This is a genomic window from Paenibacillus silvae, from assembly GCF_014639235.1.
GTDB lineage: Bacteria > Bacillota > Bacilli > Paenibacillales > Paenibacillaceae > Paenibacillus > Paenibacillus silvae.
In genome coordinates this window covers 22,163-45,132 of the sequence record NZ_BMFU01000012.1, presented here as the reverse complement: position 1 = coordinate 45,132, position 22,970 = coordinate 22,163, and the positions used below count along the sequence as shown (strand labels likewise).

The window sequence follows — 22,970 nt, the reverse complement described above, 5'->3', positions numbered from 1 at the left end:
CTACGAAGTTTGAATGCATATACATCTTGTATAACAGGCTCTCTCTGCTGCCTTCTAGCAATCCAAATAAAGCCCAAACGAGGCGTGGTCCGGGAGTTCCCGGTCACGCCTTTGAGAGGAGAAGAGTAATGAACGCTGTATTTTCCAATAAAGGCACGATTGCTGTTTTCGTCCTGCCCACACTGATTCTGTTCTGCGGCATTGTGCTGATCCCGATTTTCATCTCCAGCTATTACAGTCTGCTCGATTGGAACGGGGTAGGAAAGGGCACATTTATCGGACTGGACAACTATGTAGAGATGTTCAAGGATACCCGGGTGCTCAACTCGATCAAAAATTCCCTGCTCTTTGCAGGTGCCTCTGTATTCATTCAATTACCTATATCGCTGGTACTGGCGCTGATTCTGGCCTCCAACGTGAAGGGGGAAGGATTTTACCGGACGGTATATTTCATTCCTGTACTGATCTCCACGGTGGTCATTGCCCAGCTATGGTCCAAAATCTACAATGCGGACTACGGGCTGCTAAACGTCCTGCTGCAGAATCTCGGTCTGTCCAGCTGGGCGCAGGATTGGCTCGGACAGAAGCATACGGCTTTGACGGCTTCGTTTATCCCTACGCTGTGGCAGTACATGGGATATCATATGCTGCTTATGTACGCGGGAGCGAAATCTGTGTCCCAGGATGTGCTCGAGGCGGCCCGTATGGACGGTGCTTCCCGTATACGTGTGGCCTGGTCTATTATGATCCCGCTGATGAAGCCGATTCTCAAGGTGTGTCTCGTATTTTCGGTCATCGGGGCATTCAAAGTGTTTGACCTGATCTATGTCTTGACAGGCGGCGGTCCGTTCTACAGCACAGAGGTGCCAAGCACGCTGATGTACAGCACGATTTTTGACATGTTCCGGTACGGATACGGCAGTGCCATTTCAGTATTTATCATTGTGGAATGTCTGGTGTGCACCATTCTCATTAATTCGTTGTTCAAGACAGAGTAGAGGAGGGAAGACGTATGAGTACCCTTAATGTGATGCTGCAAAAAAAGCCCCGGCCTCAGCGCTCCATCACTGGAGCCATCGGCAAAGTGCTGCTGCAGGCGTGTCTGATGCTGATCGCCTTCATTCAGATTTATCCGCTGATCTGGCTGGCGCTGTTTTCCTTGAAGGATAACAGTGAAATTTTCAGCGGGGATGTGGTCGGGCTGCCCAAGGCCTTCTTATGGAGTAATTATAGCAGGGCGCTGTCTGACGGGCATGTGCTGAACTATTTTATGAATAGTGTGCTGGTTACGGTGGTATCCATTATTCTCGTGCTGATTCTGTCCTCGATGACGGGATATGCGATTACAAGAATGAACTGGAAGCTGAGCGGACTGACGATGACGCTGATTCTGCTGGGCATGATGGTGCCGATTCATGCGGCGCTGCTGCCGCTGTTTATTATTTTGAAAAACCTGAGTCTGCTCAACAGCTATTGGGCCCTCATTATCCCCTATGTGGCCTTCGGTATTCCGATGGCGGTATTCATTCTGGGCAGTTTTTTCAAAGGCATTCCGAGAGAGATGGAAGAGTCTGCGGTCATGGATGGGTGCGGCATATATCGCACGTTTTTCTCTATTATTCTTCCGCTCGTAACCCCGGCTATCTCCACGGTAGCGATTTTTACGTTTTTGTCGTGCTGGAATGAGCTGATGTTTGCAGTGACTTTTATTAACAATACCGCTTATCAGACGCTGACGGTGGGTATGATGTCCATGGTCGGAACGTACATTACGCAGTGGGGCATCATCGGAGCAGGTCTGATGATTACAACGGTGCCAACGGTGGTAATCTACCTGCTGCTGAATAAACAGGTGCAGAAGAGCATGATTGCAGGTGCAATCAAGGGGTAGCCTTTAAGGCTCCAAGGTTGCCTCCACTGTTCTGTCATCGGCGTGTTCGTGTACACATGTTCAACTTTTTATGGACTAGACCCGGGCTTTGGGCCATGGAATAATAAGGTAGAGTGAATCCGAGCAGTCAGAGAGAGGGGAACGAGGTTATATGGCAGAACAATCGATCATTGAGCAGGTATCGGTGCAGGAAAAGGTTGTAGCTTTTACATTTGATGATGGCCCGCATCCGGTGTATACCCCGCAAGTGCTGGACATTTTCCGCCGCGCAGGCGGTCATGCGACATTTTTTATGATTGGCGAGGAGATGGAGGCACACCCGGACATTGCGGCAGAGGTACACCGTGCAGGGCATGAGATTGCCAATCATACCTATACTCATCCGAACCTGACCGAGCTTACGCTGGAAGAGGCCGGGGAGGAGCTGCGGCGGGCAGAACAGCTGGTTCAGAAGGTCACGGGCGGGTCTGCCCGTAGCTTCAGGCCGCCTTATTTTGGCGTCAACGATGATATTCTGGCTCTGGCTGCGGAGCGTGGATATCGCACAATTGGTGCAGCGAACGGCGCCGCCAGGGATTGGGACAATCCCGGAACCCAGCATATTGTGGAACATAGCCGCTCGGCAGTGAAGCCTGGCAGTGTGCTGATTTTCCATGACGGATATGGAGATCGCTCTCAGACTGTTGAGGCCGTGCGTGTGCTGGTGGAGGAGCTGACGGCAGACGGATATCGTTTGGTTACAGTGAGTGAGCTGTTAGATATGTAATGCGCTGAAGTGAATATGCAGGTATGAAAATAAAACAAAAATACTCCCCGTAGAAGCGGACAGATCATTGCAAGCATGATAACCGTACCGTTCATGGGGAGTATTTCATTTAGTATGGACTTATTTGCTCGTGGCTATATTTCCGTTTACTAGATATTGGAAGTGTTATACGGAGTCCACCAATGTCAATAACTCGGATACAGGTGTACGTGGTCTGGCGCGGCGAACCTTCGACGGATCGAAATATCCCATATGCAGGGTTCCAACCACCTTCTGGCCTGGTTTCACACCCGCCGCCTCCCGGAATACAGGACTCCAGTTGTAGTCATTCGTTTTCCAGACAACGCCGATGCCTCGTTCCCAGGCTAACAGCTGCAAGTTTTGAATGAGAGCACTTGCCGCTGACAGAGCTTCTTCCCATTCCTTCCAACGGGGCTCCTCGTCAATCAGCACCAGCAGGTGCACCGGGACCTCGGAGCAGTAGGCCTGCTCAACTCGTTCGCCGTACTGCTCACGCTTGTCCGCGGTATATGTAGCAAGCACTGCATCCGAGAAACGCTTGCGCCCTTCGCCAACAAACATGAGGAACCGCCAAGGCTCCTTGCGGGAGTGAAAGGGTGCCCATACGGCGGCATCCAGCAGCTCCATGATGAGCGGTACAGGCACGTCCTCGCCTGTAAAATGATTCACGGTGCGCCGTTCGCGGATCGTTTTTTCAATAGCCTGGTAGGTTTCTTCCATCCTCTGCTCCATGCTCAATTCCCTCCTGATTATGCATATCTTCAGTACATACAATTACGATCATTTGACGAGTGCCTGCAGCACATCATCCACCTTTTTGTTGTAAGCGAGCGGCCCGAAGGTCATCCAATGATCCATGCTTACCTCGTAGGTGTGATTGTTTTTCACGGCAGGGAGGGATTTCCAGATATTGCTGTTGATCAACTCCTGCGCCAGATCTTTGCCGCCCTCATCGTAAGTGATGAACAGATGATCTGCTGTAATCTCCGGGATGACCTCTTGAGAGATGACCGCCATGCCGGAATCGTCACCCCAAGCCAAATCTTTAGCAATCTGCGGTGGGTTCAATCCCAGATCGGTATAGAGGACATTACCGACATATCCCCTTGGTCCGCCATAGAGCCGAATTTCCTTATTGCTGCGAACACGGACAAAACCGACCGTTTCATCTCCGATGGCGGCTTTAAGCTTGGCCTTGGCATCCTTCACCTTGCTGTTATAGCTCTGGAGAACCTTCTCTGCTTCGGCCTGCTTGCCCGTTAGCTCCCCGATGGTCCGTAAGGCTTCTCGCCACTGATCTGGAGCATCTGCTCCGAAAACATAAGTAGGTGCAATGCTGGAAAACTTGTCGTAATTCCCGTCATTCGCATAACTAGGGAAGGCAAGCAGGATCAGATCGGGTCTGGCAGCGAGCATCGCCTCGTAATCGATAGCGCTGGTATCCACTTTAGGCAAATCCCCGATGGATGACTGCAAGTATTTCAACGAGAACGAGCCGATAACCGTCTGCGTCACGGGTTTGATTCCCAGAGCTACAAGGTAATCTTCCAGATATAAACCCGCAATCCGCTGGGGGTGGGCAGGTACTTCAATACTTCCAAAGTCATGTTTGAAAGTGTTCACCTGAGCTCCGTCCTGCTGTGCGGTTGTTGTTGATGCTTGGTTGTCGCCGGATGCCTCTGCTGTTTGGTCTGAACGGCTATCCTGAGTGGAACTTGCTGGATTCGTGCTCCCACAAGCGGTTAGAACAGCGAATACTAAAACGATCAAGCACACCAGCAAGTGGTCACGTAGATTCCTCATGTTGTATCCTCCTATATGATAAAGATTATCATTATCATATGGATTCTAACATGGGCTCTGGCGAATCGACCATACAGAATTGTTCGATTTCATTTATGAGATTGTACGTTTCATCCGTGCACAGCCTTACTTCACCGTTGCCGAATCGCGTTTATAGAGTTTATTTTCTGCGGCTCCGTATAGAGTCCAGTAGCTGCTGGATTTTTCGTTCATGTCCGAGCACACCAAAGGTCATCCAGATATCGGTTGTACCCATGTACACCTGATTTTTTCGAACTGCGCCGAGTTCAGTCCAATAAGGACTTTGAAACAGCAGCTGTGCCTGTTCAGTCTGAGCATCGTCCACAATAACCAGCAGATGATCTGCTTCAAGCTGGCTTAGACTCTCGGGTCTGATCGGAATGACTACACCTGCAGGGTGGCGAGACCATTCCTGAAGCAGCGGAGGCATGTTCAGGCCTAAATCCTCGTATAACACAGAGCCGGTGTAGCTTTCAGGCCCACCATACAAGCATAATCCTTCTCTGAAATGAAACCGGAGCAAAGCCACGGATTCATCTCCGATCATGTCTGCCAACTCCTGCCTGGCCCTGAGTGCCTGCTCATCGTATCGTTGAACCACTTGCTGAGCTCGTTCCTCCTGGTGCACCAGATCTGCGATGCTCATTAACGTTGATCGCCAGTCCAACCCGGCTTGCTGGAATATATACGTGGGGGCAATCTCCGCGAACTGCTCGTATCGTGCATCTGCTGCAAAGTCGGGAAATGCAAGCAGGATCAGATCAGGACGCAAGCTTCGCAGCAAGCCAAAGTCGATGCGGCTTACATCCAGCTTCTGCACACCGTCCAGAGCGCTCGACAAGTATCTCTGATAGTAACCGGAGCGTGAATACTGCACAATAGGCTGGATGCCCAGTACAGTTAAGTAATCTTCCAGAAAGAGACCGACAATTCGCTCAGGCGGTCGGTTTTCGGCTGCTGCCGGAGAAATGGAAGCACGCAGATGAGTAGTATACAGCAGGGAGCTGGCGATGCTTCGTTCTTGATTACGCTGCACATATGCCGTCGGTGGCAGGCCCACCACCTGTTTAAAGCGTGAGCTGAAGTAATATGGCGTACTGAAGCCAACAGATTGGGCGATCTCGCGTATAGGTTTATCGGAAGAGACCAGCATTTGTTTTGCATGTTTGATTCGAATCTCGGCAAGCCTGTCCATCGGGCTTGTACCCGTTTCTTTGCGAAATAGAGATGAATAATAACCAGGGCTCATATCAGCGATCTGTGCAAGCTGCTCGCGAGTCAGCTCCTGATCATACTGTTGCTCCATATAGAGAATGGACCGCTGGATGGCCGGGTTGATGTCTGGAGCCGAGGTCTCCAACCAGTCTGCCTGTTCCCACACATGATCCAGCAGATCCATGAAGAGCCGTTGCCTCTGAAACTCCTGTCGTTCATCAGACTGCCCACGTCTCGCATATAATTGATCTATCATCTGGCCGATCTGTGGCTGCTCGTACCAGCAGATTTCTCCTTCGTACGGGAATCTTGCGGGTACACGCCTAATCTGTCCTTTTGCATGATAAGCTTCGATGATGCGTATCCCGTCAAAGACGAGTTCATACCCTTGCAGAGGTGCTTCTTCTTCCTCCATAGAGAGATAATATGCCGTTTCCGGCGAGAGCAAAAAGCAGCTTCCCGAACGCACGGGACATGACGGCTTGTCCTTCCATTGGAGCCATCCCTGCCCTGAAGTAATATAGATCAACCTGTGGCCGTCGAAGCGAGGTGTATTTCCCTCCTGTCCGTACAGCTGTCTTATATGTAGAAGCACAAAGGTCAGAGATGACGGTCCATGCGATGTATATGAATTCATCATGATGGGATTCCATTCCTTTCACATATCGTGGACGAGTTAATTCCTTCGTCTATCGTCCATCGTTTAAAGCCATTATAGAAACTTGCAGGCAAGGAGGCAATGCATCAACCTAATCATAACCAAGGGAAACAAGACAAAAGGACGAAGCCAGTTACGTCGCTGCTTCGCCTCTTTTATCTCCAGTGTTTGATTCATCTCAGTACTCCGTGCTTACTGGTTATTGAACATGGGCTCTGTCCGCAGCAGATAGTTGCCTCTGACTTCAGCTGTCCAGTTGGCAAAGACCTCTCTCCACTGCACACTGTTAAAAAATTCATCAACGGACTGGTTGTCAGAATCCCAATCGACGAATATGTTAAGCGGGGTAATCCCTCCTGCCCAGATACCGTTGCTGACGTCCGTTCCTGTCTCTCGTACCAGCAGGATCGGGATGCCAAATTGGAATGCCATGGCAGGTTCAATCTGCGAAAAGGTCGAGCCCTCCCAGAACGGTGTTGTCGTTGGAGGATCACCTACATTGGAGCGAAGAATCTCCACATAAAATCTGCGGAAATTGATAGCCAGCAGACCATAGCTGGAAAATACGAGCCGCCGGATATTCGTCAGAATATTTTCCGGGTATTGTTCACTAACAGGCAGTGTGCGCGGAAATAATAACGCATCTTCAATCTCCAATACGAGACGGTTCAAAAACAGCCCCTGTACATCATTGACCGTATTGGTTGTACTCAGGAAGATCGGAATACGAAAAGCACGATCGACACAGGTCTGGATCGAGGAAGGTGCGTCCTTCACCACAGACATCGATTTGCTGCGCGGGGTGGAGGCAAGAGCAGATGTCCGCACCTGTCCACGGACGTGCGGCAGTTCGGTTACAAAGCTGACAGGTGAATGGTTTTTCATCGGAACCTGCTGTGTTTTGGTGGTTTTCGCCTTACCTTTGGATTGATTCAATGTTCACATCTCCAATGCACAAGATTCGGGTTCAATCGTTAACCCCAGCCTATGCACATTAGCCCATCCGTGTGACCGGGCAAGTGTATTGAAATTTTACTTCGTGCAGGAATCTACTTTATAATAGTAGGCTAAACCAGACTGCGTCAGGAGGTAATCATGGATTTTATCAGAAAACAGCTAGAGGAACTTGGCATGAGTGAACCCTCCATCGGGTATCTTTCCAACGTCATTATGGTTGTATGGATCGCACTAATCTCGATTATTGCCAATTATATCGCCAAAAGACTTGTATTGAAGACCGTGCATCGGATCGTGAGCCACAATCGGTTTAAATGGGGACACATCGTTGTTCAGAAACAGCTATTCCAGAGGCTGTCCCATCTTGTACCGGCTGTTATTATCTATTACACTGCGTATATTTTCCCGGCCTATCAGGCTTTGATTGAAAAAGCGGCAATGACCTACATGATTGTGATCATGATAACGGTACTGAATGCACTGCTTAATGTGTTTGACGATATTTATCGTACCTACGAAGTGTCCAAAATTCGCCCAATCAAGAGCTACATTCAGGTAGCTAAAATTGTCCTGTTTATTATCGGCGGCATCATCGTCATCTCCAGCCTGATTGGACAGAATCCGTTAATTATTCTTAGTGGACTTGGTGCGTTATCAGCGGTGCTGATGCTGATCTTCAAGGATTCCATTCTGGGTCTCGTTGCAGGTGTGCAGCTGTCGTCCAATGATATGGTGCGTGTTGGCGACTGGATTGAGATGCCCAAGTACAACGCCGATGGCGATGTAATCGACATTACCCTGAATACAGTGAAGGTCATGAATTTTGATAAGACCATTACGATGATCCCGAGCTATGCGCTCATTTCGGACTCGTTCCGCAACTGGCGAGGTATGCAGGTGTCAGGCGGAAGAAGAATCAAGCGAAGCATTTTTATCGATATCAGCAGTATCCGTTTTTGCAATGAAGAGATGGTGGCCGATTTTGAGAAAATTCACTATTTATCGGAGTACATCACATCCAAATTGAAGGAAATTGAAGCCTATAACACAGAACACCAAGTGAACAGGGAAAGTAATGTCAACGGTAGACAGCTCACCAACATCGGTGTGTTCCGTGAATATATTCATCAGTATCTGAGACATCATCCGAAGATCAATAAGGATATGACCATGATTGTGAGACAGCTGGCCCCTGAAGATCGGGGACTGCCTCTCGAAATCTACGCATTCAGTAACGATACCAACTGGGGTGTGTACGAGAATGTACAGGCAGATATTTTTGACCATATCTTTGCGGTGGCACCAACGTTTGGGCTGCGGGCATTCCAGAACCCGACGGGTCATGACATTGTGCAGCTCAAGGAGACACGGGAAAAGGAATATGTTAGCGAGTATTAACGTCTTGTCTTCAAGCTCTTTTATCTATGATATTTTCGAATCTCGGCATGATAGAAAGCCATGAACCTCCTCGGTTGATGGCTTTTTGTCTGTGATATAATAGGCGTATTTAAGGGACGCAGGATAAGAAGAAGAAGCCGTATGGGTCATGAGGGAAGGATATAGGCAGGGGGAAGGTTTGATGGAGATGTTAGTGGATTGCAACGCCCATATCGAGCAATGGAGCCATGCGGCTGTTCGCCTGCAAAGTATCCGGGCCTATCGTGAGCAGGGGCAGGGTAATGGTGAGGTTGTGGGGGAACAGTTTGATTCGCAGCCTGAATTCGAGTCTGGGTCAGAGCCCACTTTGGATGCACATATCGGGTGTTTCTTCGTTCTTACGCAAGGAGAGGTCAGGATCAGGATGGCAGATGAGGTGTATCATTGCCGCTCACCGTATATTTTGCATGGGGGTGAGGCTACAGGGCTGAGCTTTGAAGCACCCGATCAGACTCATGTATGGACTGGTTATCTCGTCGTATATGAGGTGGTACCAGCATCTTCAAAGGATCGGCAGAGGCTGGCACAATCGTATAGTTTTGCTCCCGCTGCACTATTGCCGATTCAGGAGAAATGTGAAGCCATGGAGCGCTTGCTGCAAGCCAATGATTCGCTGGACAAGCTGCAGGCCCAGTCCTATTTTGTGCCCTTCGTGCACGAGATTCTCAGACAAAGAAAACAGCTGCTCACTGAGACCGGGAACACTCGCGCCAACATGGTTTCTCAAGCCATTCAATATATACAGGTGCATTATAGTGAACCGATTACTGCGGAGAAGCTGGCGAGCAGGTATCATTGCAGCACCAGTTATTTATCTCGTTTATTCCGAAGTCAGATCGGTCTTGGGCCGATCGAGTATTTGATCCATGTACGTGTGCACCGGGCCAAGCAGTTGCTTCTGAAGTCAGGTGCCAAAATTCAGGACATTGCAAGCCAGGTGGGTTATGCAGATGTCTATTATTTCAGTCGGTTGTTTAAAAAATATACCGGTCATTCCCCGCTTCGATATCGCGCAGAGCATCAGGAGAAATTGAACACTCGGGTTCAGAATAATCCATTGCGTGCGTTAGAATCGTCTATTGTCTCCAACTCCTCACCTTCTCATAATGAGAATGAATCTTATTATCAGTGGAGTTGGGAAGGGGATACATCCATGTTTCGATTTTCAAGACCAGCCTTTGGAGCCATGATGGTACTGTGCACATCATTGATTCTGAGCGCTTGTCAGGCAAGCACAACTACGGGGGGAACTACTGCTCAGCAGCCCGCCAGCTCTGCGGCTGCAGCGACTGTATCAGACAGCACAGCTGTAGAAATGCGGACATATACACATCTGAAGGGCCAGTCGGACATTCCTGTGCACCCGCAGCGTGTTGTCAGCCTCTTTCATCTGGGGGAGCCTATAGCACTTGGCGTGAAGCCAGTGGGCACAACGACATACGTTATGGATAATCCGCATATCAGTGACAAGACCGGCATTACTGATGTTGGAGTTCCGCCGGATGCAGAGAAGATTCTGGCGCTGGAGCCTGATCTCATTGTCACGACACCAACCTTTGCCGAGCTTGTGGAAGGCGGGTATGAAGCGTTGAACCGGATTGCCCCGACAATTGTTGTCGAGCAAAAAAATGATCCGATCAAAGATGTGGAGATGTTCGGTGATATTCTTGGAAAGCAGGAAGAGGCGAAGGAATGGATTGCGCAATTCGAGGCCAAGATTGCAGCCTACAAGGAGAAAATCAAACCTTATGTCAAAGAGGACGAGACTTTCACGATCCTGAATGTGCGTCCAGACACACTGATGGTATACGGGGATACCAACATGGGAGGCAATATTTTATACAAATACCTTGGTCTGAAGCCAGCGGCGAAAGTTGATTCGGATGTCATCCATGGCGATACGTGGGAAATCTCGAGCGAGGTCATTCCCGAATATATCGGTGATCGTTTGTTCCTGGCGGTAAACAAGGGAGCAGAGGAGAAGGTCAAGGATGTGCAGAAGCTTATCGATGCCTCACCAGCAGGGAAATCGGGGCATGTGTACTTTATTGATTTTGATGAATTCCTGCCAAGTGACGCTATTGCGGTAGAAAAACAGCTGGACATCATTACAGACATATTAACGGGGAAAGCTCAGTAATTCTGTTTTTCCGGAACGTTATTCGGGGTGGAGCGTTGTTTGCATTGATTCAGGCTTGTGTGCAGGGGTAGAATAACGAGAGAGCGGTTCAGCTTTTCCATTTTATTCAGGAAGAAGGATACTACCTTATACAAAGGAGAGTTCTCGAATGAATCATATCCCGGAGTACACATTAAATGATGGCCTGAAGGTACCTGCGATTGGATTTGGTACATACAGTCTGAAAGGGGAGGCTGGCGTTCAATCGATTGCTTCTGCACTGGAAGCAGGGTATCGCTTGCTGGATACGGCTTATAACTATGAAAATGAGGCGACCGTTGGCAGAGCAATCAAGAACAGCTCTATTACGAGAGACAAGCTTCTCATTACCTCCAAGCTGCCCGGACGATATCATGCCTATGACAAAGCGCTGGTCGCAATTCAGGAGTCGCTGTACAGAGCCGATCTGGACTATTACGACCTGTATCTGATCCACTGGCCGAATCCCAAGCAGGATAAGTATGTTGAGGCGTGGCAGGCTTTAATCGAAGCGAGAAAACGTGGATATATCCGCTCCATCGGTGTTAGCAACTTCCTGCCGGAGCATAATGAACGGCTGATTCAGGAGACAGGCGTGGCGCCGAGCCTGAACCAGATCGAGCTGCATCCGTTCTTCGATCAGGCGAATCAGCGGCAGCAGGATGCGAAGCATGGCATTGTCAACGAATCTTGGAGTCCGATTGGACGGGGTAATGATGCGGTGCAGGATATTTTGAAGCATGAGGACATTCTTCGGATCGCAGAGACACATCGCAAAACGCCAACTCAGATTATTCTGCGCTGGCATGTGCAGCTCGGTTCCATTCCTATTCCCAAAGCAGGCTCGTTGCAGCATCAGCAGGAGAACATTGAACTTTTTGATTTCGAGCTGAGTGCAGAAGAGATGAAGATTCTGGCCTCGTTTAACCGCCCGGATGGACGATTGTGGAATCAGGACCCGAGTGAGTACGAGGAATTTTAATAAGCTGCTGCAGGAGAGGACGATGAACATTTGGCGGCGAATTGGTGGCTTGCGCTAATCATTATGGTTGTGGTTAACGGAATTACAGCCTGGAGTCTATGGACAGGCGAACGAATCAGCCCGATAGCGAGAAAATGGTTTTTTGCTGTGACCAATGTGATCGGATTAGGTCTGGCCATCTCTCAATTTTTCTGGATGGATTTTAGCTAAAATAAAGAAGGGCTGCCTCCGTGTCGGAATGACAGGAAGCAGCCCTTTTCTAGTGGTTGCAGTTAGTTGGTACGGCCATTGATTCAGTTGTTTACCCGTGGAATGCGGAACGTTAAAATCTCATATGGCTTGATGTCAAAAGTAATACGTGCATTCTCTACGTGGAACTCCGCTTCGATGTTCTCCATCAGATCACATGCGTACGCTGTTGAAGCTGCTTGCTCAGGCAATTGCAGGGAGGCACGGCTGCGGCGGCCATGGGCTTCATACACACGGATGATCGTGTCATCGTTGTCCTCGGCTTTTTTAATAACCTCAAGCACCACATTTTCCTGATCTACGGAAGCAAGGGACCACGTACCCGGCAGCGTACCGCTTTGTGAACCTATTTCCAGACCGACCAGCGGACGGTTCAGATCATAAGCGGCCTGAATGACACGTCCCTCACGGAAATCACCCTGATGCGGATAGAGCGAGTAGGTGAATACATGCTGCTCTTTATCGGCATTTTCGTTCGGATACGTCGCGCTTTTGATCAGGGACAGGCGCATCACCGAATTGTGAATGTCGTATCCGTATTTGCAGTCGTTAAGCAGGGCAGCACCGTATCCGCTCTCGGCGAGATCCGCCCACTTCTGACCACATACCTCAAACCGCGCCTGATCCCAGCTGGTGTTGCGGTGTGTAGCACGTTCCACGTTACCATACTGAATTTCGTAGACGGCTTTTTCACTCCAGATATCGAGCGGGAATGCAACTTTGAGCAGCAGGTGCTCCTGTTTCCAGTCTACAAAGGTACGGAAATCGATTCGCCGTGTATGTGCATAGAAAATGATCGTCTGTTCAACGACAGAGTCCAGGAACTGTCTCTTCACTTGAAGCACGGAACGAACCGGCCCGTTTTCGAGCCATTCCATCGACTGCAGGTCGTTGATCTCCCACATATGCTGTTCGTAATAATCGTCAATATTCCATGCCTCATACTCGGCAGGACGATCCTCGAATACTTGCAGCACGTTGCCACGCTCGCCGGCTTGAAGCAATTCACGGCCCTCAAGCTTGTCCCATACCGATACGAATTCGGCACTGTCATTCAGGCGAATATCGTACCAAGGGGTTTCGATGGAGCGCTGTTCGGACTGCCACTGGGCAACGGATACCCCTGCGATGCCAAGTTCAGCGGCGGTATCCGGTATGATTCGGAACGTTTTGTATCCTGCGGCCGGCACGTGCTCAGCGAGGAACACAAGGCCGCCTTCCGGTGTGAGCTGGCTTGGTACAGGATGCTCACCATCATACACCGTTACTTTTTTGGCCAATGAAGGCAGCTCCACCACATCGGTCCGGGCAAAGCCGGTTGTGTTAAACACAACAATCCCTTCACCGTCTGACGTAATCCGGCTTACGATTCCGTTCAGGGCACTGTCCTTCAGCTCGTCCGTGACACGCAGCACCTCTTCATACTGCTCCTGCGAATCGACGTAAACCTGCTCGATCGAGCTGCCTGGCAGAATATCATGAAACTGGTTCAGCATCGTCAGTTTCCATGCATGCTCCAAAGCGTCGGTTGGATATGCTGCCTGTGCATCCGCCTGACGTTGAATCATAGAGAACAGCTCTGCATCTGCCAGCGCAAATTCACTGTGGCGGTTGTAGCGTTTGTTGCGGGCCATCGATGTGTACGTACCGCGATGGTACTCCAGATAAAGCTCCCCTGACCAGCGAGGAACGGAACGGACTCCGTCCAGATTCTGTTCCAGCTTCTCAAAAAATTCACGTACAAAGGTGCGCTTCACCGCCGGTACGCCTGGCAGTCCCTTTTCAAGCCGTCTGCCGTGTTCCAGCATTTCTTCCGTTGGCCCGCCGCCGCCGTCTCCAAAGCCGAAGCACTGCAGCACATCGGTGTTGATATTTTTGTTCTGATATCGCTGCCACGTGCCCTTCACTTGTGAAGCATTAAAACGTCCGTTGTACGTTGTTTCGAAACGGTGCTTGCCGAATTCCGGGTGGGGAATATAGTCTTTGGCCGTAATGAAATGCGTCAGCACCTCTGAGCCGTCAATACCTCTCCAGTACATCGTGTCGTTAGGAATCTGGTTGGTATCATTCCAGGCAATTTTGGTCGTCATAAAATAATCGATCCCGCTCTTGCGCATAATCTGCGGCATCGCTGCACTGTATCCGAATACATCGGGCAGCCAGAGCACGCGGTTCTCTACGCCAAATTCTTCTTTGAAGAAACGTTTGCCATAGATAATCTGACGGATCATCGATTCGCCCGAGATCAGATTGCAATCGGCCTCCAGCCACATCGAGCCTTCTGCTTCCCAGCGGCCTTCGGCAACTTTTTCTTTGATTTTCTCATATAAAGACGGGAAGTCGGCTTTCAAGTATGCATAGAGCTGAGGCTGGGAGGACATGAATGTATACTCCGGGAACTTGTCCATCAGATAGAGCACACTCGCAAAGCTGCGAATGACCTTCTCCCGTGTCTGATCGAGCGTCCACAGCCAGGCCACATCGATATGGGTATGTCCGATACAGTGAACGGTCGGGATATGATCAGCTGCAGGGCGAGTTTCGCCATAGATATGGTTTTGCAAATACTCGCGAGCTTTCAGCACGGATGCATGGAACGCTGGGCTGTTTTCCTGACGTAAATCGAGCAGATTCACCGCTTTGTTTAGTTGTTCAATCAGCTTCAGGCGCTCCAGGTCATCCTCGCGCAGCAGGTCTGCAGCATCCAGTGCAGCCTTGATGTCATAATACAAATCGGAGACGGCCTGATGCTGCTCGGCAATATAAACGTTCAGGAAAACATCAGCAGCGGATGTGCTGCAATAGGCATACAGGGCAAGCTCGAACTCTTCGCCTTTGACAGCTGCAGGAGTCAGGTCAATTTCAGTATGGTTCACATCCAGGCCGCAGATCAGCTCACCATTCAGGAAGGCCAGAAACTGCGGATTATCATAGTTCCAGATGTCGGTCGCACCGGTTACGATGGCACATACGACTTTTTTGCCTTCCAGATGATCAGGAATGCGGATGCGTGTCTTGAAGCAGCTGTGCACATCCTTGCCGCCCCACCCGTCACCCTTGCGGAATATGTTCCACGAAGAAGGGTCTTCATATACGAGGTCCCACGAGTGGTAACCACTCTCTTTATGATAAAGCTCTGGTATATACGTTTTGGAAGTCAGGCGTGCGCTTTCCAAATGTTTAACAATCGTATGGATTCGAGTGGACAAGGAGTTAGCTTTCATATTGGTTTCCCCACCTTGAGATTTAGTAAGTAGACTGTAAGCCTAACTGTGACGGTTAGCTGTATAAAAAGAACAATGTTGAAAACGCTGACATTCAGCTCCATCATATCAAACCCACAAAGCTTCAAACTACGTAATGTATGCTGAAAATACCGTCTTTTTATTGCATTTCATGCTAAAATAAAGTCAGGCATGATCAAGAAAGGAGGCATATCCATGACATCGTCGGTTCTGTCATATGAGAAGGGATATGCGATCCAGGTGAACCAGCCGGGTGATCCACTGTTCTATCATCTGGATTATGACGAGCGCTCGCATGATCTCAATATGGAGTTTCAGCATTTTCACGATTTTTATGAAATCTGCATTCTGTTGGATCGCAGTGCGGCACATATTATTGAAGGCAGTTTGTACGAGATGCAGCCCTATGATATCGTTCTGCTCCGGCCTTCCTTGCTGCATAAAACCCAGTATCCCAAAGGCCTGCCGCCCAAAAGGTTAATGATCAACTTTGCTATGCCTCGCAGCTTGCCTGGACTTGAGAGCGATTACAGGGAGCTGTTTAACCTATTTCATGCGCAGGTTCCGATCTTTCGCTTCTCGGAGGAGCGACGGGGGGAAATCCTCGCGCCTATAAACGATATTTTTGCGATATCACAGCATCCTTCACCTATTCAGTCGGTGGCTATTCATCATAAATTTGTTGAGTTTCTATGTGGTCTTCATCGTTACGCGGCAGAGAATGCTTATGTACGTGAGGAAACAGGCTCATCCATGTCACGGCGTATGTATGCCATTGCATCGTATATTCACAGCCATTATCAGCAGGAACTGTCGCTGGACGAGGTGTCCAGACGTTTTTATGTAAGTGCTCATCATTTATCTCGCCAGTTTAACAAAGTAACAGGTTTTACGTTTACGGAGTACGTGCAAATGACCCGGATTCGTAATGCGCAGCAGCTGCTGCTGCATTCCAGTGAGAAAATCACAGATATTGCTGCCAAGTGCGGCTTCGCCAGCTTCTCCCAGTTCAATCGTATCTTTAACAAGCAGAGCGGTATGTCACCAAGTGCCTATCGCCGCAGCAGACCCGCGCAGGATGAGCGTCAGTCGGTGTTTGCAGCGGCAGGGCAGAAGGTGAACTGAGCGAACCCGACCGGGTGTAGCGCATAGAGCGTCTGAACGGGATAAACGAATAGAGTGAGGAAGCCTCACGCCAAAACAGGAAGAGTCAGCTGCCAAGAAGCGTGCTGACTCTTCACCATATAGGGGAATGATATCATTTTGATTCAGTCGGTCAAGCTTGGTTTAAGATGATGCGGCTAGCGGTAAAGTTCCGTCATTCATCCTGTATACCTTATCGCAATAAGCGAGCATACGTTCATCATGAGTAACCATAATCGCGGCTTTTTGGCGTGATTTTACCTCTTGCGTCATTAGACTGACCACTTCATGTGCCCGTTTGGTATCCAGGCTTGCTGTCGGCTCGTCCGCCAGGATCAGATTCGGATCATTCATCAGAGCACGAGCAATGGCTGTCCGCTGTTTCTCCCCGCCTGACAATTCCTCCGGGAATTTTCGCAGCTTCTGTCCAAGCCCCAGCTCTTCCAGCAGCTTCGTGGCAAATTGCTGGTCTTCCTTATTGATGGCTCCAGACATTCGTTTTACGACGAGGAGCTGATCCAGAACATGCAGATAAGGAACTAGATTCGAGGATTGCATAATAAAGCCGATTTCTCTTAATCGGATGTAAGATAATTTTTTCTCTGTAAGTGTCGATATTATATTTCCGTTCAGTCTGACTTCTCCTTCGGATGCTTTCAGCATCGCTCAAGCAATAGACAAGAAGGTACTTTTACCAGACCCGGAAGGTCCAACGACAGCGACAAATTCTCCCGGCTCCACGGATAAGGATACATGATCGAGCGCCTTAACCTGATGACTCCCTTCACCGTAAACCATTGTGACTTCATTCATCTGTAATCCCTTATTCATCATTCAACCCTCCCGAGCGCTTTAAGTGGATCAATTTTTGTGATTTTGCGAACGGATACCATCGAGCTTAACATGGCTATTACGAGCAGGATGATGGAGTAAGTCACGACAAGACTTGTCTCCAGCTTGAACGGCATGCTTTTAGGCATAATTGCGGCAGTGGCATAAGTCAGCAGGATTCCAACAACTATACTCGTCAGCGACAGTATGAATACTTGCGATACAATCGCTTTACTCAGAAACCGGTTGCTGGCACCGATCGCTTTCATAATGCCGAACTGATTGGTCTTTTGCATCGTGATGACATAAAAGAATACACCAAGTACAAACGCGGAGATGGCAAGCAAGAAGGCAAGCATCATCAAAATTGTGCCGTTCTCTTCCTTGTATCCAGGCATGCCTTGCACTGCCTCTCCCCGGGTAACGGTATCCGTACCGGACAGCTTGTTGTTGATTTCAGCTGAATCTATATTTTTGCATGACGAGGTAACACAAACAAGCTTTACTGATTCTGTGTGCCCCACTCGCACAGCTGTTCCAGCACAGGTAGAAGCGTCTGAGCTTTGGGTGTCAGTGAATATTCTACCTTGGGAGGAATTTGCGGAAACTCCTTGCGCTTGACTAATCCATCGGTCTCCAGCTCTTTGAGCTGTGCACTTAAAACCTTGTAAGTGATCGTTCCAATCTGCCGCTGCATTTCATTGAAACGAACGGGTTGTTTGGCAGCTAACAGATATAAAATGATCATCTTCCACTTCCCACCGATGACTGACATCGTGTAGCCAAAAGGTGTATCTTGAATAGCCATATTCTCGCTGTTTAAGTCGGATATGCCCATGCTTACACTATCCTTTCAGATAGTACCTATCATCATTGTGCGTACTATCCTAATCTTTTTGCCCAGTCTATACTAGCCTTAATTCAAAGTAAAGGGGCTAGGAACATGACCACCATTCAAACATACAATCACCACCTTTGGGATCATGGCATCTCTCAAGGCTACTGTGTCGATAACACGTTATATATCTCTGGACAATTTTCTCATAATACAGAAGGCAGCTTTGTTGGAGAGGGTGATATTCAGGCGCAAGTATTACAGACATTAGAGAATCTGGATACCGTGTTAGCACAGTTTGGTGTTACGAAGTCCAATCTTGCATATGTTGAAATATACTTGACCCGGGCGCAGGAGCATGGGGAGACTGCCATCGAACTGTTTAAACAATATGTTGGCGAGCATCGGCCAGCAGGCAGCATGATCGGGGTGAGTGATCTGGCCTTTCCAGAACAATGGGTAGAGATCCGAGCCGTTGCTAAAATATAAAAGGCATGTGCCCCAATCTATCCTCTGATCTATTGCATTTAATATGGGAAACAGGTGAGAGAACGGAGCGATCACGTCATGAAACATTTGATCATCAATGCCGATGATTTCGGTCTGTCACCGGGCGTGAACCGAGGAATTATTGAGGCATATCAGGCTGGAGGGATCAGCAGCACGACGCTAATGGTGAACATGCCCGGCTTTACAGATGCCGTAAGGCTGGCACACTTGCATCCAGAACTGGGGGTGGGTCTGCATTTTAATCTGACCTATGGTCGACCTGTATCTGATGTGAGGCTTGTTCCGTCTCTTGTTCAAAAGGACGGCTGCTTTCATTCAATTAGCGAGAACAGCAGTAGGGAGCGGAGCGAGATCGAGATTGAACTGTCAGCTCAGTGGGATCGGTTCATCGCCTCAGGCTTGTACCCGACACATCTGGACGCACATCATCATTTGCACCAGGTTTTGCCGGAAGTATATGAAGCTATGGCACAGTTAGCTGTCAAAGAAAACATTCCGATGCGGCGACTCCAGCAGCCACATACCTTGAGTGGAAACCCGGTTTTGATTCCAATCCAGGTTGATCAGGTTTTGCTGGACACTTATGATGCGGAGCATGGGTTACAGAAGCTGCTCGGTTATCTTCAACATCTGCCACAAGGTTCGACTGAAATCATGTGTCATCCCGGATATGTCGACGAGACATTACAGGCGTTGTCCAAATTAATCAAAGAACGGGAGTCCGAGCTGGCTGTGTTTTGCAATCCCGCCGTCAGCAAAACCATTCAGAACCTTGGCGTTCGCATGATCCATTACGGGTTGCTTGAATCCGCCATAAACGAACCTGTTCCTACATCTTCCATTGCCGTATCCGAAACAGACAATGCATCTCCCGTAGTACCCGTACAGTCTCTGAGGCTAAAAAGATCCGTATCGCAACGGAAGAGCCTTGGGAAGCGAAAGCTCAAGTTTCACTCGTTGCAAAGGAGGAAGGGGCATCAAAGGGTACTACCAAGAAAAAAGACAAGAATCACTATGAGGAAAAAGGAGAAAAACAGGTGAGCAACCGCTGCTTTTGCATCTAATTATATGCTGTTTATGCAATCTGCATAGCAGCTTTCCATACATATGGATTATGCCGGGTACAGGCTGTTTCAGATTCATTTCTACGAAATTATTTCTTGCGGTTCTTCCTTCTTGATCTGGCTAGGGATTGTTCTGCTGAGATGGATTATAGGTTTAGATGCAAAATCACTAGTTCAACTTATATAGTAGATTCATGTTTTGAATGTATATACTATGTGTATACGAAAGAGGGCGTGATAAAATGAAACAAAGAACTCTAAATCAAGAAGGGGTATGTATGTCAACGACCGTACAGAAATGGGGAAACAGTCTGGGTATTCGAATTCCTGGTCATATCGCTGGCAAAATTGGGGTTCATCAAGGGACGGAAGTTGAGCTGATTGTAAGTGACGATCGTAAACTTATCATAGTACCTCAAAAGAAAAAGCCAACGTTGGAGGAATTGTTGGACAAATGCAAGCCAGAAAACCGTCATGACGAAATTGATTTTGGTAGAGAAGAGACTGAATTAATCTAAATGAACGCAGATCGGGGAGATTTAGTCTGGATAAAGTAAGCACGTTTTTGTAGTCATCTGAGTCATACATAAATTAAATTCAAAAGAGCAAACCCGCTGAAACAAACGGGTTTGCTCTTTTCTCTAATATTAAATTGTCTATATAGGTATATGTGAAAATAGTGCTCTCCTTACACCAAGTCCTTCGGTGCAAGCTCAATGGCGGAACGAATAGCAGCCAACATGCTTTTATCGTCGGCAATGTTTTTGCCTGCAATGTCGAAGGCAGTACCGTGGTCAACCGATGTGCGGATAATGCCGCCTTTCAGGCCAACCGTGATGTTCACCCCTTCTTCAATGCCCATCACCTTAATTGGGGCATGGCCCTGGTCATGGTAGCAGGCTACGACAATATCGAAGTCACCCCGGCCGGCGCGGAAGAAGAGTGTGTCCGCCGGAAGGGGACCAACGACGTTAATGCCTTCCTGCTGTGCGCGCTCAATGCCGGGCTGGAGCTTCTCTTCTTCTTCCCCGTTGCCGAACAGGCCGTTCTCTCCGGCATGAGGATTAATCCCGCAAACTGCGACGCGCGGATTCTCAAAGCCTGCTTTTTTCAACGTATCATGAGCCAGCTTAACAACCGTGTAGGTTCTTTCCGGGTTAATGCTCGCAATGGCATCAATCAGGCCCATATGTGTGGTCAGGTGTATAACGCGCAGATTCGGCGTGGTCAGCATCATGGAGAAGTCCTCGGTGTCCGTCAGGTCTGCCAGAATCTCTGTATGGCCTGGATACAAATGGCCTCCCATATGCAAGGCTTCCTTGTTGAGTGGTGCGGTGCAGATCGAGTGAATCTGTTTCTTTTTCGCCAAGTCAATGGCTTTCGCAAGAAATTGGAAGGCCGCATCGCCCGCAGCAGCAGATACTTTACCGTACTCCAGATCAGCAGGCACGAGATTCAGGTCGATGACATCCACTGTGCCGAATTCGTATTTTGCTTCCGTTGGCTCCTGAATCGCATTCACCTTCAACGTGGAACCGATCAGGGGCAGCACACGCTCCAAGATTTTGGCGTCACCGATGACAAGCGGGTTGCACTGATCATACACCTCTTGATGTCCCAGTGCTTTCATAATAATCTCGGGTCCAATGCCTGCAGCATCACCCATCGTAATACCTACGGTTGGTTTCATACGAGAATGCCTCCTTTTAATTTTTGAATCGCATGGATAAAGACGTCCGGTTTGCCGAATCCACCTGCTTTGGTAATCACATATAAATCTTCAATACCCATAAATCTGGAGATCGGCACGCCGATTTCAAGCTCGTCCAGCAGCTCAAAGCCGCTGATGTTCCATTTCATACAAATCTGTTTGGCTGTATCGCCACCTGTCATGGATACCCCTTTGAACAGTCCTTCCTCCAGCAATCTGGCACAGATTTCACCGATGGCACGTACAATTTCGTTGCTCACTTCGGTAGGGTTCAACCCCCGATTCTCACCGGTGGCCCGTGCCAGCTCGATATCGATCGATTCAGCGGTGGAGTAGAGCACCACATCTTGTCCCTCCAGCGCTTTGGTTCTGATCTCGTCGTAGACCCGTTCCATTTCCGCTGTACGGTCTTCCTCTGCCGATACGGCTTTGAACGAGTGGAAGGATACGGATGCAATCCGGGACTGGCGAAGCAAGCGATATAACTGCTCACGAGAGTTTTTGTTCACGCTGCCGACAACGGTCAGGATTGGTCCTGAATTCGGCGTTATCGTTAGCGCTGCTGGTTTGGATTCAAGCTCGTAGTGAGCGGGCAGATAGTTGGCAATTCCTGCTGAACCCGCCCAGGCAAAGGTATAGGGCATGTCATGCGTCATCTGCAAAATCAGCTCCAAATGCCTTTCCTCAGTCGAATCCACCAGCACATACGGAATGTTGTTTTGTTTCAGCTGCTCCAGTTTGGCATGAACTTGCTGTTGTCCGGCTTCCAGGTCGTTCACGCTAATCTCGCCCACGTTGTACTTGGTCTGCTGTTTGAGCAAGTCCGGCAGGTAAGAGATCGTCACAGGTGTCTTGGGATCAAGGGCAATCTCCGTTTCCGCGAGCGGTACACCGTTCAGGTAATGAATACCCTCGCGAATGGTGCGGTTATTTTTCGGATAACCTGGAGCAATCATCATAAAGTCCGGCTGTACAACGTCATATACTGCATCAATTTCGATGCCGATATTGCCGCGAATGGTGGAGTCCATTTTTTTGAAAAGTGTATCAAATCCGTTATCCATCAGCAGCTTGGCTGCACGATACACGCGATCATAAGCTTCCTCTGCCGAGATGGAACGGCTGTCTGTATCAAAAACAACGGTATCATACGATGCCAGGGATGCTTCATCCATATTAAATAGAACACTGGTCTTCAAGCCGTGGCGGGCAAGCTGCACCCCGCTGTCATTGGCACCGGTCAAATCATCTGCAATAATGGCCAGTTTCATGCAGTTATCCCCTCCTTATTATTTCGTTCGTTACATTACCCATATCAATTGAATTATTCTTTTACACGTTAACGGAGAGGACAGAAAAAACCTGAAAAAGCGGAGCGTTCGCCTTTATCACCGGATTTTTCCCTTTGGAAAAGGGAATCCAAAAAAATCTGGGGATAACAGCGATTGGAAGGTTATTCTGTCATCGGAGTGG

Annotated in this window: 19 protein-coding genes and 2 pseudogenes; 11 read left to right on the top strand and 10 right to left on the bottom strand. The window is 48.9% G+C overall.

Annotated elements, in window-relative coordinates:
• Nucleotides 1-128: 128 nt before the first annotated feature.
• The 3 genes from IEW26_RS25300 to IEW26_RS25290 all read left to right on the top strand — a co-directional run bounded on the left by IEW26_RS25300 (nt 129) and on the right by IEW26_RS25290 (nt 2,657).
• On the top strand, nt 129-998 hold the full coding sequence (locus IEW26_RS25300) for a carbohydrate ABC transporter permease (protein ID WP_188594390.1): 870 nt from the start codon (nt 129-131) through the stop codon (nt 996-998).
• 14 nt (nt 999-1,012) lie between these two features.
• On the top strand, nt 1,013-1,891 hold the full coding sequence (locus IEW26_RS25295; protein ID WP_206098645.1) for a carbohydrate ABC transporter permease: 879 nt from the start codon (nt 1,013-1,015) through the stop codon (nt 1,889-1,891).
• A gap of 151 nt (nt 1,892-2,042) precedes the next feature.
• Nucleotides 2,043-2,657, top strand: a complete 615-nt coding sequence (locus IEW26_RS25290) for a polysaccharide deacetylase family protein (RefSeq protein WP_188594389.1) — start codon at nt 2,043-2,045, stop codon at nt 2,655-2,657.
• Between the two features lie 165 nt (nt 2,658-2,822).
• Here the strand turns inward: IEW26_RS25290 and IEW26_RS25285 are convergent, their stop codons facing one another.
• From IEW26_RS25285 to IEW26_RS25270, 4 genes are all read right to left on the bottom strand, one after another.
• Nucleotides 2,823-3,410, bottom strand: coding sequence for a nitroreductase family protein (locus IEW26_RS25285; RefSeq protein WP_229730029.1), 588 nt, complete (start codon nt 3,408-3,410; stop codon nt 2,823-2,825).
• Between the two features lie 48 nt (nt 3,411-3,458).
• Complete coding sequence (locus IEW26_RS25280) at nt 3,459-4,481, bottom strand: ABC transporter substrate-binding protein (protein ID WP_188594388.1); 1,023 nt, start codon at nt 4,479-4,481, stop codon at nt 3,459-3,461.
• Between the two features lie 160 nt (nt 4,482-4,641).
• Nucleotides 4,642-6,357: a helix-turn-helix domain-containing protein gene (locus IEW26_RS25275; protein ID WP_188594387.1), complete on the bottom strand. Its 1,716-nt coding sequence runs from the start codon at nt 6,355-6,357 to the stop codon at nt 4,642-4,644.
• A 210-nt stretch (nt 6,358-6,567) separates the two neighbouring features.
• Nucleotides 6,568-7,161: a hypothetical protein gene (locus IEW26_RS25270; RefSeq protein ID WP_188594446.1), complete on the bottom strand. Its 594-nt coding sequence runs from the start codon at nt 7,159-7,161 to the stop codon at nt 6,568-6,570.
• A gap of 309 nt (nt 7,162-7,470) precedes the next feature.
• Between IEW26_RS25270 and IEW26_RS25265 the strand changes: the two genes are divergently transcribed.
• The 4 genes from IEW26_RS25265 to IEW26_RS25250 all read left to right on the top strand — a co-directional run bounded on the left by IEW26_RS25265 (nt 7,471) and on the right by IEW26_RS25250 (nt 12,119).
• Nucleotides 7,471-8,730 carry a mechanosensitive ion channel family protein gene (locus IEW26_RS25265; protein WP_188594386.1) on the top strand — a complete coding sequence of 420 codons (1,260 nt, stop codon included), beginning with the start codon at nt 7,471-7,473 and terminating at the stop codon, nt 8,728-8,730.
• A gap of 181 nt (nt 8,731-8,911) precedes the next feature.
• Nucleotides 8,912-10,909 (top strand): AraC family transcriptional regulator, encoded by a 1,998-nt coding sequence (locus IEW26_RS25260; protein WP_188594385.1) that lies wholly within the window; start codon nt 8,912-8,914, stop codon nt 10,907-10,909.
• A gap of 148 nt (nt 10,910-11,057) precedes the next feature.
• A complete protein-coding gene (locus tag IEW26_RS25255; RefSeq protein ID WP_188594384.1) occupies nt 11,058-11,909 on the top strand; it encodes an aldo/keto reductase in 852 nt (283 codons plus the stop codon).
• Between the two features lie 30 nt (nt 11,910-11,939).
• Nucleotides 11,940-12,119 carry a hypothetical protein gene (locus IEW26_RS25250; RefSeq protein ID WP_188594383.1) on the top strand — a complete coding sequence of 60 codons (180 nt, stop codon included), beginning with the start codon at nt 11,940-11,942 and terminating at the stop codon, nt 12,117-12,119.
• An 83-nt stretch (nt 12,120-12,202) separates the two neighbouring features.
• Here IEW26_RS25250 and IEW26_RS25245 read toward each other — a convergent pair whose 3' ends face one another.
• Nucleotides 12,203-15,382 (bottom strand): alpha-mannosidase, encoded by a 3,180-nt coding sequence (locus tag IEW26_RS25245; protein WP_188594382.1) that lies wholly within the window; start codon nt 15,380-15,382, stop codon nt 12,203-12,205.
• A 216-nt stretch (nt 15,383-15,598) separates the two neighbouring features.
• On the opposite strand from IEW26_RS25245, the gene IEW26_RS25240 reads away from it, so the two are divergent.
• Nucleotides 15,599-16,528, top strand: coding sequence for a helix-turn-helix transcriptional regulator (locus IEW26_RS25240; protein WP_188594381.1), 930 nt, complete (start codon nt 15,599-15,601; stop codon nt 16,526-16,528).
• A gap of 162 nt (nt 16,529-16,690) precedes the next feature.
• On the opposite strand, the pseudogene IEW26_RS25235 reads toward IEW26_RS25240, so the two are convergent.
• The 3 genes and pseudogenes from IEW26_RS25235 to IEW26_RS25225 all read right to left on the bottom strand — a co-directional run bounded on the left by IEW26_RS25235 (nt 16,691) and on the right by IEW26_RS25225 (nt 18,215).
• Nucleotides 16,691-17,377 (bottom strand): annotated as a pseudogene (locus IEW26_RS25235) (ABC transporter ATP-binding protein).
• Nucleotides 17,377-17,853, bottom strand: a pseudogene (locus IEW26_RS25230) (ABC transporter permease); the annotation flags it as partial. The pseudogenes IEW26_RS25230 and IEW26_RS25235, both read right to left, overlap by 1 nt.
• A gap of 26 nt (nt 17,854-17,879) precedes the next feature.
• Nucleotides 17,880-18,215 (bottom strand): winged helix-turn-helix transcriptional regulator, encoded by a 336-nt coding sequence (locus tag IEW26_RS25225; protein WP_188594380.1) that lies wholly within the window; start codon nt 18,213-18,215, stop codon nt 17,880-17,882.
• 105 nt (nt 18,216-18,320) lie between these two features.
• Here IEW26_RS25225 and IEW26_RS25220 point away from each other — a divergent pair, with 105 nt between their 5' ends.
• From IEW26_RS25220 to IEW26_RS25210, 3 genes are all read left to right on the top strand, one after another.
• Nucleotides 18,321-18,701, top strand: coding sequence for a RidA family protein (locus IEW26_RS25220; RefSeq protein ID WP_145405801.1), 381 nt, complete (start codon nt 18,321-18,323; stop codon nt 18,699-18,701).
• Nucleotides 18,702-18,779: 78 nt separating this feature from the next.
• Nucleotides 18,780-19,763 carry a carbohydrate deacetylase gene (locus tag IEW26_RS25215; RefSeq protein WP_188594379.1) on the top strand — a complete coding sequence of 328 codons (984 nt, stop codon included), beginning with the start codon at nt 18,780-18,782 and terminating at the stop codon, nt 19,761-19,763.
• Between the two features lie 265 nt (nt 19,764-20,028).
• Nucleotides 20,029-20,304 carry an AbrB/MazE/SpoVT family DNA-binding domain-containing protein gene (locus tag IEW26_RS25210; RefSeq protein ID WP_229730028.1) on the top strand — a complete coding sequence of 92 codons (276 nt, stop codon included), beginning with the start codon at nt 20,029-20,031 and terminating at the stop codon, nt 20,302-20,304.
• 170 nt (nt 20,305-20,474) lie between these two features.
• On the opposite strand, the gene pdxA is transcribed toward IEW26_RS25210, so the two are convergent.
• Together pdxA and IEW26_RS25200 are read right to left on the bottom strand one after the other, a co-directional pair.
• Nucleotides 20,475-21,476 (bottom strand): 4-hydroxythreonine-4-phosphate dehydrogenase PdxA, encoded by a 1,002-nt coding sequence (gene pdxA / locus IEW26_RS25205; protein ID WP_188594378.1) that lies wholly within the window; start codon nt 21,474-21,476, stop codon nt 20,475-20,477.
• Nucleotides 21,473-22,768: a four-carbon acid sugar kinase family protein gene (locus tag IEW26_RS25200; RefSeq protein ID WP_188594377.1), complete on the bottom strand. Its 1,296-nt coding sequence runs from the start codon at nt 22,766-22,768 to the stop codon at nt 21,473-21,475. Before IEW26_RS25200 ends, pdxA begins: the two co-directional genes overlap by 4 nt.
• Between the last annotated feature and the right edge of the window lie 202 nt (nt 22,769-22,970).

Coding starts and splice junctions, on each gene's coding strand:
- IEW26_RS25255 (WP_188594384.1), top strand. CDS start 11,058: ATGAATCATATCCCGGAGTACACATTAAATGATGGCCTGAAGGTACCT.
- IEW26_RS25210 (WP_229730028.1), top strand. CDS start 20,029: ATGAAACAAAGAACTCTAAATCAAGAAGGGGTATGTATGTCAACGACC.
- IEW26_RS25280 (WP_188594388.1), bottom strand. CDS start 4,481: ATGAGGAATCTACGTGACCACTTGCTGGTGTGCTTGATCGTTTTAGTA.
- IEW26_RS25240 (WP_188594381.1), top strand. CDS start 15,599: ATGACATCGTCGGTTCTGTCATATGAGAAGGGATATGCGATCCAGGTG.
- IEW26_RS25265 (WP_188594386.1), top strand. CDS start 7,471: ATGGATTTTATCAGAAAACAGCTAGAGGAACTTGGCATGAGTGAACCC.
- IEW26_RS25215 (WP_188594379.1), top strand. CDS start 18,780: ATGAAACATTTGATCATCAATGCCGATGATTTCGGTCTGTCACCGGGC.
- IEW26_RS25225 (WP_188594380.1), bottom strand. CDS start 18,215: ATGGGCATATCCGACTTAAACAGCGAGAATATGGCTATTCAAGATACA.
- IEW26_RS25200 (WP_188594377.1), bottom strand. CDS start 22,768: ATGAAACTGGCCATTATTGCAGATGATTTGACCGGTGCCAATGACAGC.
- IEW26_RS25295 (WP_206098645.1), top strand. CDS start 1,013: ATGAGTACCCTTAATGTGATGCTGCAAAAAAAGCCCCGGCCTCAGCGC.
- IEW26_RS25285 (WP_229730029.1), bottom strand. CDS start 3,410: ATGGAGCAGAGGATGGAAGAAACCTACCAGGCTATTGAAAAAACGATC.
- IEW26_RS25275 (WP_188594387.1), bottom strand. CDS start 6,357: ATGATGAATTCATATACATCGCATGGACCGTCATCTCTGACCTTTGTG.
- IEW26_RS25220 (WP_145405801.1), top strand. CDS start 18,321: ATGACCACCATTCAAACATACAATCACCACCTTTGGGATCATGGCATC.
- pdxA (WP_188594378.1), bottom strand. CDS start 21,476: ATGAAACCAACCGTAGGTATTACGATGGGTGATGCTGCAGGCATTGGA.
- IEW26_RS25270 (WP_188594446.1), bottom strand. CDS start 7,161: ATGTCTGTGGTGAAGGACGCACCTTCCTCGATCCAGACCTGTGTCGAT.
- IEW26_RS25300 (WP_188594390.1), top strand. CDS start 129: ATGAACGCTGTATTTTCCAATAAAGGCACGATTGCTGTTTTCGTCCTG.
- IEW26_RS25260 (WP_188594385.1), top strand. CDS start 8,912: ATGGAGATGTTAGTGGATTGCAACGCCCATATCGAGCAATGGAGCCAT.
- IEW26_RS25290 (WP_188594389.1), top strand. CDS start 2,043: ATGGCAGAACAATCGATCATTGAGCAGGTATCGGTGCAGGAAAAGGTT.
- IEW26_RS25245 (WP_188594382.1), bottom strand. CDS start 15,382: ATGAAAGCTAACTCCTTGTCCACTCGAATCCATACGATTGTTAAACAT.